General features: G+C 53.3%; 17 protein-coding genes. 8 read left to right on the top strand and 9 right to left on the bottom strand.

What is annotated here, in order from left to right; translation table 11 throughout:
- Positions 1-11: 11 nt before the first annotated feature.
- Entirely contained in the window at positions 12-1,310 is a 1,299-nt protein-coding gene (locus FD428_RS09575) for a D-amino acid dehydrogenase (RefSeq protein WP_114847804.1), read from the bottom strand.
- A 117-nt stretch (positions 1,311-1,427) separates the two neighbouring features.
- A complete protein-coding gene (locus FD428_RS21900) occupies positions 1,428-1,550 on the bottom strand; it encodes a hypothetical protein (RefSeq protein WP_256372593.1) in 123 nt (40 codons plus the stop codon).
- A gap of 82 nt (positions 1,551-1,632) precedes the next feature.
- On the opposite strand from FD428_RS21900, the gene FD428_RS09570 reads away from it, so the two are divergent.
- Entirely contained in the window at positions 1,633-3,165 is a 1,533-nt protein-coding gene (locus FD428_RS09570) for a SpoVR family protein (RefSeq protein WP_024130273.1), read from the top strand.
- Positions 3,166-3,261: 96 nt separating this feature from the next.
- Here the strand turns inward: FD428_RS09570 and fadR are convergent, their stop codons facing one another.
- Positions 3,262-3,981, bottom strand: a complete 720-nt coding sequence (gene fadR / locus FD428_RS09565) for a fatty acid metabolism transcriptional regulator FadR (protein WP_024130272.1) — start codon at positions 3,979-3,981, stop codon at positions 3,262-3,264.
- A 222-nt stretch (positions 3,982-4,203) separates the two neighbouring features.
- On the opposite strand from fadR, the gene nhaB reads away from it, so the two are divergent.
- From nhaB to FD428_RS09550, 3 genes are all read left to right on the top strand, one after another.
- Complete coding sequence (gene nhaB / locus FD428_RS09560) at positions 4,204-5,748, top strand: Na(+)/H(+) antiporter NhaB (protein ID WP_114847803.1); 1,545 nt, start codon at positions 4,204-4,206, stop codon at positions 5,746-5,748.
- A 141-nt stretch (positions 5,749-5,889) separates the two neighbouring features.
- The gene (gene dsbB / locus FD428_RS09555) at positions 5,890-6,420 is read left to right on the top strand and encodes a disulfide bond formation protein DsbB (protein WP_024130271.1); all 531 of its coding nucleotides are present in this window, start codon (positions 5,890-5,892) and stop codon (positions 6,418-6,420) included.
- A gap of 109 nt (positions 6,421-6,529) precedes the next feature.
- Complete coding sequence (locus tag FD428_RS09550; protein WP_047463267.1) at positions 6,530-6,871, top strand: DUF1971 domain-containing protein; 342 nt, start codon at positions 6,530-6,532, stop codon at positions 6,869-6,871.
- Positions 6,872-6,897: 26 nt separating this feature from the next.
- Here the strand turns inward: FD428_RS09550 and FD428_RS09545 are convergent, their stop codons facing one another.
- The 3 genes from FD428_RS09545 to FD428_RS09535 form a co-directional block, all read right to left on the bottom strand.
- Positions 6,898-7,344 carry a YcgN family cysteine cluster protein gene (locus FD428_RS09545; protein ID WP_047464034.1) on the bottom strand — a complete coding sequence of 149 codons (447 nt, stop codon included), beginning with the start codon at positions 7,342-7,344 and terminating at the stop codon, positions 6,898-6,900.
- A 92-nt stretch (positions 7,345-7,436) separates the two neighbouring features.
- Positions 7,437-8,096: a fumarylacetoacetate hydrolase family protein gene (locus tag FD428_RS09540; protein ID WP_114847802.1), complete on the bottom strand. Its 660-nt coding sequence runs from the start codon at positions 8,094-8,096 to the stop codon at positions 7,437-7,439.
- A 70-nt stretch (positions 8,097-8,166) separates the two neighbouring features.
- Positions 8,167-8,460 carry a YcgL domain-containing protein gene (locus FD428_RS09535; protein WP_024130270.1) on the bottom strand — a complete coding sequence of 98 codons (294 nt, stop codon included), beginning with the start codon at positions 8,458-8,460 and terminating at the stop codon, positions 8,167-8,169.
- Positions 8,461-8,585: 125 nt separating this feature from the next.
- On the opposite strand from FD428_RS09535, the gene minC reads away from it, so the two are divergent.
- Genes minC through minE form a run of 3 tightly spaced genes read left to right on the top strand, consistent with a single transcriptional unit; the run spans position 8,586 to position 10,399 of the window.
- Complete coding sequence (minC, locus tag FD428_RS09530; protein ID WP_047463264.1) at positions 8,586-9,293, top strand: septum site-determining protein MinC; 708 nt, start codon at positions 8,586-8,588, stop codon at positions 9,291-9,293.
- 23 nt (positions 9,294-9,316) lie between these two features.
- Positions 9,317-10,129 carry a septum site-determining protein MinD gene (minD, locus tag FD428_RS09525; protein ID WP_012132073.1) on the top strand — a complete coding sequence of 271 codons (813 nt, stop codon included), beginning with the start codon at positions 9,317-9,319 and terminating at the stop codon, positions 10,127-10,129.
- A 3-nt stretch (positions 10,130-10,132) separates the two neighbouring features.
- Positions 10,133-10,399, top strand: coding sequence for a cell division topological specificity factor MinE (gene minE / locus FD428_RS09520; RefSeq protein ID WP_003859937.1), 267 nt, complete (start codon positions 10,133-10,135; stop codon positions 10,397-10,399).
- Positions 10,400-10,487: 88 nt separating this feature from the next.
- Here the strand turns inward: minE and FD428_RS09515 are convergent, their stop codons facing one another.
- The gene (locus tag FD428_RS09515; RefSeq protein ID WP_049008374.1) at positions 10,488-11,405 is read right to left on the bottom strand and encodes a LysR substrate-binding domain-containing protein; all 918 of its coding nucleotides are present in this window, start codon (positions 11,403-11,405) and stop codon (positions 10,488-10,490) included.
- A 103-nt stretch (positions 11,406-11,508) separates the two neighbouring features.
- Here FD428_RS09515 and FD428_RS09510 point away from each other — a divergent pair, with 103 nt between their 5' ends.
- A complete protein-coding gene (locus tag FD428_RS09510) occupies positions 11,509-12,591 on the top strand; it encodes a tartrate dehydrogenase (protein WP_104868558.1) in 1,083 nt (360 codons plus the stop codon).
- A gap of 34 nt (positions 12,592-12,625) precedes the next feature.
- Here FD428_RS09510 and rnd read toward each other — a convergent pair whose 3' ends face one another.
- Together rnd and fadD are read right to left on the bottom strand one after the other, a co-directional pair.
- Positions 12,626-13,753, bottom strand: coding sequence for a ribonuclease D (rnd, locus tag FD428_RS09505; protein ID WP_077956910.1), 1,128 nt, complete (start codon positions 13,751-13,753; stop codon positions 12,626-12,628).
- 69 nt (positions 13,754-13,822) lie between these two features.
- The gene (gene fadD, locus FD428_RS09500; protein WP_080750364.1) at positions 13,823-15,508 is read right to left on the bottom strand and encodes a long-chain-fatty-acid--CoA ligase FadD; all 1,686 of its coding nucleotides are present in this window, start codon (positions 15,506-15,508) and stop codon (positions 13,823-13,825) included.
- Between the last annotated feature and the right edge of the window lie 120 nt (positions 15,509-15,628).

The raw sequence follows: 15,628 nt of genomic DNA, 5'->3' as shown, positions 1-15,628 counted from the left end.
TCGCTTCCTTATTAGTTATGCGCGCCATGAAGATGCTGGGGTCGTGACGGCGTAAAGCCAGGGCTGTACCGCGCTACGCTCAGGTCGTCATAAGGAATAGCAGGTGTACGACCTGAAAGAATATCGCTCAGTAATTGCCCTGAACCGCAGGCCATTGTCCAGCCCAGCGTCCCATGCCCGGTGTTCAGCCACAGGTTTTTGAAGCGCGTCCGTCCGATCACCGGCGTACCATCCGGGGTCATTGGCCGCAGCCCGGTCCAGAACGTGGCTTGTTCCACATGCCCTCCGCGCGGGAAGAGATCGCGTACGACCATCTCCAGCGTTTCACGACGCGGTTGTAATAATTCAGTGTTAAAGCCGACAATTTCCGCCATTCCCCCCACGCGAATGCGCTTATCAAAACGGGTAATGGCGATTTTGTAGGTTTCATCAAGGATAGTCGAAACTGGCGCGCCATCGTCCTGTGCGACCGGAATCGTCAGCGAATAACCTTTAAGCGGATAGACCGGAATATCGACGATCCCTTTAAGCATCGCCGTCGAGTAAGAGCCAAACGCCATCACGTAAGCATCGGCTTTGATGATGTCATCCCCGCACTTCACGCCGTAAATTTGTTCACCTTCGTACAGCAGTTTTTCCACCGGCGTGTTGAAGCGAAACGTCACGCCCGCCTGTTCCGCCATCTGCGCCAGGCGCTGAGTGAACAGCTGGCAATCTCCGGTTTCATCATTGGGCAAACGCAGGCCGCCGGTCAGTTTGTGCGCCACTTCCGCCAGCGCAGGTTCAACCTCCGCCAGACGGCTGGATTCCAGTAGCTGATACGGTACGCCGGCATCTTCCAGAACGGCGATATCGCGGGTGGCGTTCTCATACTGTTGCGCGGTACGGAATAACTGCAATGTTCCGCCTTGACGCCCTTCATACTGAATGCCGGTTGAGGCACGCAGCGCTTTCAGGCAATCACGGCTGTACTCCGCCAGACGCACCATGCGCCCTTTGTTCTCCATGTAATGGCGGGTGTCGCAGTTACGCAACATTTGCCACATCCACTTCAACTGAAACTGCGTCCCGTCCAGGCGAACAGCCAGCGGCGCATGGCGCTGGAACATCCACTTGATGGCCTTCAGCGGCACACCCGGCGCCGCCCATGGCGCGGCATAGCCCGGAGAAATTTGTCCGGCGTTTGCCGCGCTGGTTTCCAGCGCCGGGCCAGGTTCACGATCGATGACGGTGACGTCATGCCCAGCCTGACACAGATACCAGGCGCTGGTTACGCCAACGACGCCACTTCCCAGTATGACAACTCGCATAGCCACTCCGTTAACAGTAAAAGAACAATCTTCTAATTACATCTTGATAACTCAGTTGAAAATATTATTCAACATATGGCTTTTTTATGGTGACGCACCTCACATCTGCCTCTGCTGTCAGGGATCTCTCTGCTTTGGCATCTCCTGCTGCGCGTCATTTTTATCCAGCATAAAATATTGCAGCCATGCCAGTTTCTGGCGTGCCAGCGCTGCGAAATCGCAAAGAAAAATTTTCTTCATCAGCACGTTTTTTAACACGGTGTTCTATGCTTGAAATGAGGTGCTCCAGACAGAGAGTGCCGCCAACAATGAGGGTGCGCGAATGGCTACGATTGATTCCATGAACAAGGACAGCACACGTTTGAGCGATGGACCCGACTGGACGTTTGATCTGCTGGATGTCTATCTGGCGGAGATTGACCGCGTCGCGAAACTCTACAAACTGGATACCTACCCGCACCAAATCGAGGTGATCACCTCTGAGCAGATGATGGATGCCTATTCCAGCGTCGGGATGCCGATCAACTATCCTCACTGGTCGTTTGGCAAAAAATTCATTGAAACCGAACGCCTGTATAAGCACGGTCAGCAAGGGCTGGCCTATGAAATCGTCATTAACTCCAACCCGTGTATCGCTTATCTGATGGAAGAGAACACCATTACTATGCAGGCGCTGGTGATGGCGCACGCGTGCTATGGGCATAACTCTTTCTTCAAGAATAACTACCTGTTCCGCAGCTGGACTGACGCCAGTTCGATTGTCGATTACCTGATCTTTGCCCGTAATTACATTACCGAATGCGAAGAACGCTATGGCGTGGACGAAGTTGAAAAACTGCTGGATTCCTGCCATGCGCTGATGAACTATGGCGTCGATCGCTACAAACGCCCGCAAAAAATTTCGTTGCAGGAGGAGAAAGCCCGGCAGAAAAGTCGCGAAGAGTATCTGCAAAGCCAGGTGAATATGCTGTGGCGTACTCTGCCGAAGAAAGAGGAAGAGAAAGCCGTCGCCGAAACGCGGCGTTACCCGTCTGAACCGCAGGAAAACCTGCTCTACTTTATGGAAAAGAACGCGCCGTTGCTGGAGTCATGGCAGCGCGAGATCCTGCGCATCGTGCGCAAGGTCAGCCAGTATTTCTATCCGCAAAAACAGACGCAGGTGATGAACGAAGGCTGGGCGACGTTCTGGCACTACACCATCCTGAATCATCTTTACGATGAAGGTAAAGTGACCGAGCGCTTTATGCTGGAGTTTTTACACAGCCACACCAATGTGGTGTTCCAGCCGCCGTACAACAGCCCGTGGTATAGCGGAATTAACCCTTATGCGCTTGGCTTCGCGATGTTCCAGGACATCAAACGCATTTGCCAGTCGCCAACGGAAGAAGACAAATACTGGTTCCCGGATATCGCCGGTTCAGACTGGCTGGAAACCCTGCATTTCGCGATGCGTGATTTTAAAGACGAGAGCTTTATCAGCCAGTTCCTGTCGCCGAAAGTGATGCGTGATTTCCGTTTCTTTACCGTGCTGGACGACGACCGGCACAACTATCTGGAAATTTCGGCCATTCACAATGAGGAAGGTTATCGCGAGATCCGCAATCGGCTTTCGTCACAGTACAACCTGAGCAATCTGGAGCCGAATATTCAGATCTGGAATGTGGATTTACGCGGCGATCGCTCTTTGACGCTACGCTATATTCCTCACAACCGCGCACCGCTGGACAAGGGACGTAAAGAGGTGCTGAAACATGTGCATCGCCTGTGGGGGTTTGATGTCATGCTGGAGCAGCAGAATGAGGATGGCAGCGTTGAGCTGCTGGAGCGGTGCCCGCCGAGAATGAACAGCCTGTAGTTTAATTGCCGGATGGCGGTGTAAACACCTTATCCGGCCTACAAGCAGCACATCACCGTAGGCCGGATAAGCGAAGCGCCATCCGGCGTATAACGCTTAGCGGCCCTGAATGGCCAAATCGCCTGGCAAATTCTTCTGCATACGATGCCAAATCTCACCGCTGTCATGACCGTAACGGCGTACCGTTTCGTACACCTGGTCATGCGCGCCCTGTTCGCAAAGCGATGACAGCTTATGGTAGAAACCGAGCGCCAGGCTCCGGGCTTCCGGGTTGGCGAAATAGTGACGACCAATGCGGGTATACAGCCCTTTCATCCCGTTCAGGATCAGACCGTAAATCGGATTACCGGAGGCAAACGCCAGACCGCGGAAAATGTTGTAATCCAGCTCCGCGAACGCATCGGCGTAGTCGGCCACTTCATTCGCCGTCGCCAGTACCTCCTGCGCCTTATCAGGATGCTGACGAAACGCGGTGCGGATAAAAATCGTAGAGATATTGGTGCGCACCGACAGCAGATTATCAATCAGTTGCGGCACGCTTTCATGATCAAGACGCGCGAGCGTTTCAAGAATATTCAGCCCGGACGTTTCCCAGAAATTGTTCACCTTTGTCGGTTTGCCGTGTTGAATCGTCAACCAGCCGTCTCGCGCCAGGCGCTGCAATACTTCGCGTAACGTGGTGCGCGTCACTCCGATAAGTTCAGAGAGTTCACGTTCGGCAGGCAAAATAGTGCCAGGTGGGAAGCGGTTATTCCAGATACTTTCAATGATGTACTCTTCCGCGAAACCCGCCGGGCTCTGCGCCTTAATGACCATAGTGAGATTTCCATTACACAGCAAAACATAGTTACACTCATCATACCAGACGGGTTTCATGGCTGATAGCGGACAGGATGAAGAAAAAGGGGATCAAGGCTTCATTTTCTGGATAACGCCGCGCCATCACGTTAAGGACTTGCCTGCTTTTACCCTGACCGCTAAGCTTTGCGCCTAAACATAAAAACATGATTCTCACATTTACAGGTAAGGGAAACTGCCATGGAGCTCTCCTGGGGTCGCGCATTCTGGCGCAACTTTCTGGGCCAGTCGCCTGACTGGTATAAACTTGCATTAATCGCTTTTTTAATTGCTAATCCACTGATTTTCTTCATCAACCCGTTTGTAGCGGGCTGGCTGCTGGTCGCTGAATTTATTTTCACGCTGGCGATGGCGCTGAAGTGCTATCCCCTGCTGCCAGGCGGATTACTGGCGATTGAAGCGGTCATCATTGGGATGACCAGCGCAGCGCATGTGCGCGAAGAGGTTGCCGCCAACCTCGAAGTGCTGCTACTGCTGATGTTCATGGTCGCAGGCATCTACTTTATGAAGCAGTTGCTGCTGTTCATTTTTACCCGCCTGCTGCTTAGCATTCGTTCCAAGATGCTGCTGTCGCTCGCATTTTGTATGGCTGCCGCCTTCCTGTCCGCTTTCCTTGATGCCCTGACCGTTGTCGCGGTGGTCATCAGCGTCGCGGTCGGCTTTTATGGCATTTATCATCGCGTCGCCTCTGCGCGCGGCGAAGAGAACGATCTCCAGGATGACGACCACCTCGACCAGAACAGTAAAGCGGTGCTGGAACAGTTTCGCGGTTTCTTGCGCAGCCTGATGATGCATGCGGGCGTAGGCACCGCGCTGGGCGGCGTCATGACGATGGTCGGTGAACCGCAGAACCTGATTATCGCCAAAGCGGCGGGCTGGCATTTCGGCGATTTCTTCCTGCGCATGTCGCCGGTGACGGTTCCGGTGCTAATTTGCGGGCTGCTCACCTGCGTGCTGGTCGAGAAGCTGCGCTGGTTTGGCTATGGTGAAACGCTGCCGGAGAAAGTGCGTCATATTTTGCAGGAGTTCGACGATCAAAGCCGTCAACGTCGTACACGCCAGGACAAACTCAATCTGTTTGTACAGGCGATTATCGGCGTCTGGCTGGTGACGGCGCTGGCGCTGCATCTGGCGGAAGTGGGCTTGATTGGTCTGTCGGTCATTATTCTGGCCACGTCACTCACCGGCGTCACCGATGAACACGCGATTGGCAAAGCATTTACTGAGTCCTTGCCGTTTACCGCGCTGTTGACGGTTTTCTTCTCCATCGTGGCGGTCATTATCGATCAGCATCTTTTCGCCCCGATCATCCAGTTCGTTTTACAGGCTTCCGAACATGCGCAGTTAACGCTGTTCTACCTTTTCAATGGCCTGCTGTCGTCCATTTCCGATAACGTGTTCGTCGGGACGATTTACATCAATGAGGCCAAAGCGGCTATGGAAAGCGGCGCAATCAGCATGAAACAGTACGAACTGCTGGCGGTGGCGATCAACACCGGCACCAATTTGCCGTCCGTAGCGACGCCAAACGGCCAGGCGGCATTTTTGTTCCTGCTCACCTCTGCGCTGGCGCCGCTGATTCGTCTCTCTTATGGCCGTATGGTCTGGATGGCGTTGCCATACACGCTGGTGCTCACCCTCGTTGGTTTACTCTGCGTCGAGTTTACCCTCACCCCCATCACGGAGTGGATGACGCAATCTGGCTGGTTAGCTACATTCTCATAACATCAAACCGGGCAAATCACTGCCCGGTTTGACTTTTTGCATGATAATTATCCGATTATACTTTATTTCATTTCCCACTACTGGCGCATAAATTGAATTGGTTTACACTGCGGTGTCTACGCATGTTGCAGGGAAATAATTATGTTGCGATTTTTAAACCAGTGCTCACGGGGTCGGGGCGCGTGGTTACTGATGGCGTTAACTGCCTTTGCGCTCGAAATGGTAGCGCTGTGGTTCCAGCACGTCATGCTGCTCAAACCTTGCGTGCTATGTATTTACGAACGTAGCGCGTTATTCGGCGTGATGGGCGCGGGTCTGGTTGGCGCTGTCGCCCCTAAAACGCCGCTGCGTTATGTGGCGATAGCGATCTGGATTTACAGCGCCTGGCGTGGGTTGCAGTTGGCTTATGAACACACGATGATCCAGCTTCATCCTTCGCCGTTCATGACCTGTGATTTTGCTGCGCGCTTCCCGACGTGGCTGCCGCTGGATAAATGGCTGCCGCAGGTCTTCCTGGCTTCCGGCGACTGCGCCGAGCGTCAGTGGTCGTTTTTAACCCTGGAGATGCCGCAGTGGCTGTTGGGGATTTTTGCGGCGTATCTGGCGATCGCGATCCTGGTGTTGATTGCTCAACCGTTTAAGCCGAAAAGACGCGATCTCTTTAGTCGATAACAGAACGCTCCTTCGGGAGCGTTTTTTTTCGCCTGACAGCGTTGCTTCCGGGCATCTATAAGATGTATATTAAATACATCTTATAGATGCCCCCACAAGGAGACGCCTTATGTCCCATTTACGCATCCCGGCAAACTGGAAAATTAAACGTTCCACTCCCTTCTTCACCAAAGAGAATGTGCCAGCCGCACTGCTCTCCCACCATAACACCGCTGCGGGTGTCTTTGGGCAACTCTGCGTGATGGAAGGCACGGTCACTTACTACGGTTTCGCTAACGAAGACGCCAAAGAACCTGAACTCAAAGTGGTCATTAACGCCGGTCAGTTTGCGACCAGCCCGCCGCAATACTGGCACCGCATCGAATTAAGCGACGATGCGCAATTCAATATCAATTTCTGGGTTGAAGACGACAACCACGGCGATGAAATGTATCAGGCGAAAAAAGCGTAATTAACGCTTGCTGAACAATGGGCGGTTCAGTCCGCCCATGAAGGTTTGTTTAAGATGTGATCCTGCCAGTCCCGCACTTCAGATTCTTTCACCGCAATATGGCGCACGGAAATACGCTCGCCGTGCATCGCCGCTTTCGACCCGGTCAACAACGGATGCCAGCCCGGCAGCCCCTTTCCTTCCGCTAACAAGCGATAGGCGCAGGTCATCGGCAACCATTCAAAGGTTGGCAGATTATCGCGGGTGAGTTTAATGCAGTCTGGCTCGTACTCGAACCGACGTTCATAGTTACGACACTGGCAGGTTTTGATATTCAACTGGCGACACGCCACGTTGGTGAAATAGATTTCGTCGGTGTCTTCATCCATCAGTTTGTGCAGGCAACACTGGCCGCATCCATCACACAACGACTCCCACTCGGCATCGGTCATGTCATCCAGGGTTTTACTTTGCCAGAAAGGTATGTCGCTCATCAGGGTATCCGCCATTGCTGTAAAGCTGCACCTTATAACCAGTCTGGCACGCTGATGCAAGTTTTGCCGCCCGAAAAGGCGGCAAGCAGAGATTACAGGACGCGCGTCGTCAGCGTTTGACCGTTAAAACTGACTTCCAGCTCGTCGCCGCTTTGCAACGGGCCGACGCCTTCCGGTGTGCCGGTCAGGATCACGTCTCCCGCTTTGAGCGTGAAGAAACGGCTCATGTAGGCGACGAGCGGCACGATGTGGTGGATCATCTCCGCCGTCGAGCCTTGCTGACGGATTTCGCCGTTCACTTTCAACCCGAGCGCGGTATTTTGCGGATCGCCATGAAACTCCGAAACCGGAATAAAACCTGACAGCGGGCAGGAATTATCAAACCCCTTTGCTTTTTCCCAGGGCTGACCGGCTTTTTTCATTTTGCCCTGAATATCCCGCAGCGTCAGATCGAGCGCCACGCCATAACCGGCAATCGCCTTGCGGACATGGTCTTCCGTCGCCTGGCGCAGAGTCGATCCAATCAATATCGCCAGTTCGACTTCATGGTGAACGGCACCCATGTCCATCGGAATCGCCAGCGGCTGGCGTAGATCGCACAGCGCCGTTTCCGGTTTAATAAAAAGAACGGGTTCATCCGGCGTTGCGCTACCCATCTCCTTAATATGCTTTGAGTAGTTACTGCCTACACAAACCACTTTACTTACCGGGTAATCAAGCAGAGCACCTTGCCAGTTGTGATGTTGATACATTATTTTCCCCTAACGTAATCGTGGATTTCAGGAACTGCATCGGCAGGGCATTCGCGTTGCCGGATACAGTTTAACTTTTAGCGTCTGGTTTATTTTCGCCCGGCGCAGAAAGATGTTGTTTGAGTAAATCTTCCGGCGGTGGCGGCAGTTGTAAATAATACCCCTGGTCGGTTAACGCTTGTTTTACTTTCTCCAGGTCGGCATTCACTAATTTCTTACGCCCATCCAACGGCAGAATCATTGCCAGCGTTGGCTGCCCGAATCCCTTCATCAGATCTTCAGGAACCCGTGAGAAATCGTCTTTTTTTTCGACGTATAAATAGGTCTGGTCGCGTTTGCTACTTCGATAGATCACACAAAACATACTTTTACTCTGAATTAACGGGATGGTGACTTGCCTCAATATAATACTGACTATAACATGCCTTCTAGTCTTCGGAATATCGCCCCGCATTGGGGATGATAAATAGCAAATTGAGTAAGGCCAGGATGTCAAACACGCCAATCGAGCTTAAAGGCAGTAGCTTCACCTTATCAGTGGTTCATTTGCACGAAGCTGAACCCAAGGTTATTCGTCAGGCGTTGGAAGACAAAATCGCTCAGGCACCTGCTTTTTTAAAACATGCTCCCGTGGTCATTAACGTCAGCGGCCTTGAAAGTCCAGTAAACTGGCCTGCGCTGCAAGAGGTGGTGACGTCTACCGGTCTGCGTATTATCGGCGTTAGCGGCTGCAAAGACGCGGCGCTAAAAGCGGAAATTGACGAGATGGGTCTTCCTTTACTGACTGAAGGTAAAGAGAAAGTCGCTCGTTCCGCCCCGGTCGAAGCCCCGGCACCGAGCGCGCCGCCGCAAAATGTTACCCCCATCACAAAAACGCGATTAATTGACGTACCGGTTCGTTCCGGTCAGCGCATTTATGCTCCACAATGTGATCTAATTGTTACAAGTCACGTCAGCGCTGGCGCAGAGTTAATCGCAGACGGTAATATCCACGTTTATGGCATGATGCGGGGCCGCGCGCTGGCAGGCGCCAGCGGCGATCGGGAAGCGCAAATTTTTTGTACCCATCTGACGGCAGAACTGGTGTCTATCGCAGGTGTTTATTGGCTGAGTGATAAAATCCCGGCAGAATTTTATGGCAAAGCGGCGCGTCTGCGGTTAGCAGATAACGCTTTGGCAGTTCAACCGTTGAATTGATCCCTTTTTAACAAGGAATTTCTATGGCACGCATTATTGTAGTTACTTCGGGTAAAGGGGGCGTTGGCAAGACCACCTCCAGCGCGGCCATCGCTACTGGTTTGGCCCAGAAGGGAAAGAAAACTGTCGTTATCGATTTCGATATCGGTCTGCGTAACCTCGACCTGATCATGGGATGTGAGCGTCGTGTCGTTTACGATTTCGTGAACGTGATTCAGGGCGATGCAACGCTAAACCAGGCGTTAATCAAAGATAAGCGCACTGAAAATCTCTTTATTCTTCCGGCATCGCAAACCCGCGATAAAGACGCGCTGACCCGTGAGGGCGTAGCAAAAGTTCTCGATGACCTGAAAGCAATGGATTTCGACTTTATCGTCTGCGACTCTCCGGCGGGCATTGAAACCGGCGCGCTGATGGCGCTCTATTTTGCCGATGAAGCGATTATCACCACGAACCCGGAAGTCTCCTCAGTACGTGACTCTGACCGTATTCTGGGCATTCTGGCGTCAAAATCTCGTCGTGCTGAAAACGGCGAAGACCCGATTAAAGAGCATCTGCTGCTGACGCGTTACAACCCAGGCCGCGTTAACAGAGGCGATATGCTCAGTATGGAAGACGTGCTGGAAATCCTGCGCATCAAACTCGTGGGGGTTATCCCGGAAGATCAGTCAGTCCTGCGCGCATCCAACCAGGGAGAGCCGGTTATTCTCGACATCACTGCTGATGCGGGTAAAGCCTATGCAGATACCGTAGAACGTCTGTTGGGAGAAGAACGTCCTTTCCGCTTCATTGAAGAAGAGAAGAAAGGTTTCCTCAAACGCCTGTTCGGAGGATAAGTTATGGCATTACTGGATTTTTTTCTCTCGCGGAAAAAGAGTACAGCCAACATCGCTAAAGAGCGACTGCAAATCATTGTCGCGGAGCGCCGTCGCAGCGACGCCGAGCCGCATTATTTACCGCAGTTGAGAAAAGATATTCTCGAAGTCATCTGCAAGTATGTGCAAATTGATCCAGAAATGGTCACCGTACAGCTTGAGCAAAAAGACGGCGATATTTCAATTCTCGAGCTTAACGTGACATTACCGGAAGCCGAAGAGTCCAGATAATCTCTTTTCGGATAACGCAACGCGATAAAAAGGCAGAGTATTCTGCCTTTTATTTGCTGCTGTGCCATAAACAGTAACGCGGCGGCGCTTATTCCAGGCTGAACTTCGGGTAACGCTCCTGAAAATAGCGGCGCAGAAATTCAACCGTAATGCGAATTTTTGCCGACGAGGAAAGACGGGAAGCAGAGACCGCCCAGATATTGGCAGGCTGATAATATTCCGGCAGAACCTGCACCAGATGACCGCTGGCAATGTTATCGCAGACATCCCACCACGACCGCAACGCAATGCCCTGCCCGTCCAGACACCATTGATGCACAATCTCACCGTGGTTGGAGGACAGTGACCCTGTCACTTTAATCGAATATTCCCGTTCTTTTGTGCGTAACTGCCAGATTCCAAAGGGATGGTCACGCTCTTTAATCACCAGACACGGAAAGGCTGCCAGATCGCTGAGCTGCTTCGGCGTGCCGTGCTGCGCCAGAAACGCCGGTGATGCGCATAAAATACGGTAATTGGTTCCAAGCTTATGCGCGATTAAATTAGAGGCAATCTCATCACCAATACGAATATCAAGATCGACCCCTTCATTCACCAGATCTACCAGCCTGTCCTCAACGTCAAACCGCAACTCCAGCTGTGGATACTGCTTCGCCAGCGCCGACAGCGCGGGCGCAACAATCCGCCGACCAAAGCCAAAACTGCTGATAATACGCAGCATACCTTGTGGGACTTGCCGCACGTCAGACAGCTCATCCATCATCTGATCCACATCCTGCAAAATGCGCTGCGCCCATTCGTAAATACGCTCGCCCTCTTCCGTGATCGTCACCCGCCGGGTCGTTCGGTGGAGCAGCACCACGTTCAGCGTCTGCTCCAGCAACGCCACCCGTTTGCTGATAAACGCCGGCGAAACGCCCAGCTCCTCCGCAACCGCGCTAAAACCCGCACGCCGGGCAACCCGCATAAAGACGCGTAAATCATTCAGGAGAGGCAGATTATTCATGATCTGTGTTTTATGTTTCACCAGTTGGAAGGATTAACTCTCAATCAGTCAATTATAGGATAAGGGGTAAGTCAATTTTGACTGCTGATAAGTGAGAGCTGGTATGAAGAAAACCTGTCGTATTGCCGCTATTCCCGGAGACGGTATTGGTAAAGAAGTCCTGCCTGAAGGTATTCGCGTATTGCAGACCGCCGCCGAACGCTGGGATCTCTCGCTCAGCTTTGAGCCGATTGAGTGGGCCAGCTGCGAATATTATGCGCATCACGGTACGATGATGCCTGACGACTGGCATGCGCAGCTAAAATCGTTTGATGCGATCTATTTCGGCGCCGTCGGCTGGCCGGATACCGTCCCGGACCATGTTTCATTGTGGGGATCGCTGCTGAAATTCCGCCGCGAATTTGACCAGTACGTTAACCTGCGTCCGGTACGACTGTTTCCCGGCGTTCCCTGCCCGCTGGCCGGAAAAAAAGCGGGAGATATTGATTTCTACGTCGTGCGCGAAAACACCGAAGGGGAATACTCCTCGCTGGGCGGGCGCGTTAATGCCGGAACCGAGCACGAAGTGGTGATTCAGGAGTCGGTATTTACCCGGCGCGGAGTGGATCGCATTCTGCGCTACGCCTTTGAGCTGGCGCAAAGCCGACCGCGCAAAACGCTGACGTCCGCCACCAAATCCAACGGACTGGCCATCAGTATGCCTTTCTGGGATGAACGCGTTGAAGCAATGGCGCAGCACTACCCGGAGATTCGTTGGGATAAGCAGCATATCGACATTCTGTGCGCCCGCTTTGTCATGCAGCCGGAGCGCTTTGACGTGGTTGTCGCCTCAAATCTGTTTGGCGATATACTGTCCGATCTTGGCCCGGCCTGTACCGGCACCATCGGCATTGCGCCTTCCGCAAACCTGAACCCGGAACGCACATTCCCGTCGCTGTTTGAACCGGTACACGGCTCTGCGCCGGATATATACGGTAAGAATATCGCCAACCCTGTTGCCACCATCTGGGCGGGCGCCATGATGCTGGATTTCCTCGGCAATGGCGATACGCGCTACCGGGAGGCACATGACGGTATTCTCGCGGCCATTGAGCAAGTTATCGCCGACGGCCCGAAAACACCGGATCTGAAAGGCGCCGCCTCCACCCGGCAGATGGCGGAGGCTATCTGTCAGGCGCTGCGCTAATGACGGAGCGGCCGGATAACGGCCATCACCCGTATTACAGCGGATATTCCTGCAACAGATTCCGCAGTTTTTCCGCCATCAGTTCCGCACGCCAGCCGGAGATAAGTTCCGGCTGCGTGGCCTGCGGTTTTAACTTCCAGTGCCAGTTAAGCAACTGGTTGATTTGCCGACGCGACGCCAGCAATTCCGCACTGACGTTGTGCGTCGCGCTAACATCTGCCACCAGCGCTTTGATGGCTTTAAACGCCTTGCGATAGCCTGGCATATCCATCAGGTTCAGCAAGGGCTCCGGCAGCGTCTCTTCCGGCAGCGCCTGCGCCTTCTCCACTAACGCGATCAGCGTCTTACCGTGAAAACGAATTTCGCTGCCAGAAAGCCCCAGGCTGTCCAGTTCGCCCAGACTCCCCGGCATATAACGCGCCACCGCCCACAGGTGCTCTTCGCGCACCACAAAGTTGACCGCCAGATCGCGCTCACGCGCCTTGCGCAGTCGCCAGTCAGCCAGCAGTTGCAGGCAGGCCAGTTGACGGGTACGCAACTGCCACGCATTGGTGATGTCACGCCAGGCCTCTTCCGGCGCCAGAATTTCCTGACGACGCTGCTGCATCAGACGGCACTCATCCAGCGCCGCAGGCAGCCAGCCGGATGCTTCGGTTTCGACCATCAGTTTTTTGGTGATCGGTAACAAATACCAGACGTCCGCCGCTGCATACTCGCACTGACGTTCGGTTAACGGTCTTGCCAGCCAGTCGGTACGGGACTCACTTTTATCCAGCGCGACGCCCGTAAACTCCTCGACCATCGCGGCAAAACCCCAGGACAAGGGGCGGCCACAAAATGCGGCAAGGATCTGCGTGTCGATCAGCGGTTGCGGCAACTCTCCGAAGGTGTTGAGAAAAACCTCCAGATCTTCGCTGCCCGCATGCAAAAATTTGGTTATCGCGGTATCACGCAACACGGCGCGCAGAGGCGACCAGTCGGTAATGCCGTGAGGATCAATCAGGGCGACATGCTCGCCATCAAACAGCTGGATAAGCCCAAGTTGCGGGTAATAGGTGCGCGTACGGACAAACTCCGTATCAAGAGCAATCGCCGGAAATGCCCGAACCGCTTCACATAACGTCGCCAGCGCGTCGTCCGTAGTGATCATTTGGTAATTCAAATCATATTCTCTTTAGTTTGCGCCAAAAAAAACGCCGGCTTAACCGGCGTCTGGCGACTTGCTTAAAGCTCAGGCTTTATTGTCTACTTTGCCACGCGCTTCGTCACGTAATTCTCGTCGTAAAATTTTTCCGACGTTCGATTTAGGCAGTTCGTCGCGAAACTCCACCAGCTTCGGCACTTTATACCCCGTCAACTGGCGACGACAGAAGGTAATCAATGCCTCGTCGGTCAACGCCGGGTCTTTCTTCACGACAAAGATTTTCACGCTTTCACCGCTGCTGCCCGAAGGCACGCCGACTGCCGCCACTTCCTGAACGCCAGGATGCTGCATCACCACGTCTTCAATTTCATTAGGATAGACGTTAAAGCCGGAAACCAGAATCATATCTTTTTTGCGATCGACGATGCGCAGGAACCCTTCGTCATCAATCACCGCGATATCCCCCGTGTAAAGCCAGCCGTCTTTGACGATTTCATCCGTCGCGTCCGGGCGCTGCCAGTATCCCAGCATCACCTGCGGCCCCTTCACGCACAGCTCGCCAGGCTCGCCTGTCGGCACCTCGTTGCCCTCGTCATCCACCAGTTTTACATCGGTAGAGGGAACGGGCAGCCCGATACTGCCGCTGTGATAATCGATATCATGCGGGTTCACGCTGACCAACGGCGCACACTCGGTCAGACCGTAGCCTTCAAGCAAATATTGTCCGGTCAGTTTCACCCAACGTTCTGCAACCGCATGCTGTACCGGCATACCGCCGCCAGCAGAAAGGTGCAACGTAGAGAAGTCCAGTTGCTGGAATTCTTTGTTGTTCAGCAAGGCGTTAAACAGGGTGTTAACGCCGGTCATCGCGGTAAACGGATATTTCGCCAGCTCTTTCACCATGCCCGGAATGTCGCGCGGGTTAGTGATGAGCAGGTTTTGCCCGCCCAGTTCAATAAACAGCAGGCAGTTCATGGTCAACGCGAAAATGTGATACAGCGGCAACGCCGTCACCACCAGCTCTTTCCCCTCATGCAGCAACGGCCCGTAGGTGCCTTTTACCTGCTCCAGGTTTGCCAGCATGTTGCGGTGCGTCAGCATCGCGCCTTTCGCTACGCCGGTTGTACCGCCCGTGTATTGCAGGAACGCCAGATCTTCGGTGACCAGCTCAGGCTTCACGTACTGCATCCGATAACCTGCGTGTAGCGCGCGGCGAAAAGAGATCGCGTCCGGCAGGTGATATTTCGGCACCAGACGCTTAATGTATTTCACGACAAAGTTAACCAGCGTACCTTTCGCGGTAGAAAGCTGGTCGCCCATGCGCGTCAGAATTACGTGCTGTACGGACGTTTTATCGACCACTTTTTCCAGCGTGTGGGCAAAGTTAGAGACGATCACGATAGCCGCCGCCCCGCTGTCATTGAGCTGATGCTCAAGCTCACGCGGCGTATACAGCGGGTTGACATTCACGACGATCATCCCGGCGCGCAAAATACCAAACAGCGCGACCGGGTATTGCAGCAGATTCGGCATCATTAGCGCGACACGGTCGCCTTTTTTGAGGCCCAGCCCTTCCTGCAAATAGGCCGCGAATGCCCGGCTGCGCTCTTCCAGTTTGCGGAAGGTCATCACCTCCCCCATATTGACGAACGCAGGCTGGTCGGCGTAACGCACGACGGCATGTTCAAATAATTCAACCAGGGATTGATAACGGTCAGGATTGATCTCCGCCGGGACATCAGCGGGATATCGGTTAAGCCAAACCTTCTTCAAAGCATCACCTCTAAAATGAGTGTTCGTCGTCATCGCAACCCCAGTTAATAAACAAGTCGTTAACATAATATTAACTCAGCGTACCAGTTTATTAATCACTCAACGAAAAGGTTGCGAAGC

Source organism: Citrobacter sp. TBCP-5362 (genome assembly GCF_005406305.1).
Lineage (GTDB): Bacteria > Pseudomonadota > Gammaproteobacteria > Enterobacterales > Enterobacteriaceae > Citrobacter_B > Citrobacter_B koseri.
This window is presented reverse-complemented; position numbering and strand designations above follow the sequence as displayed.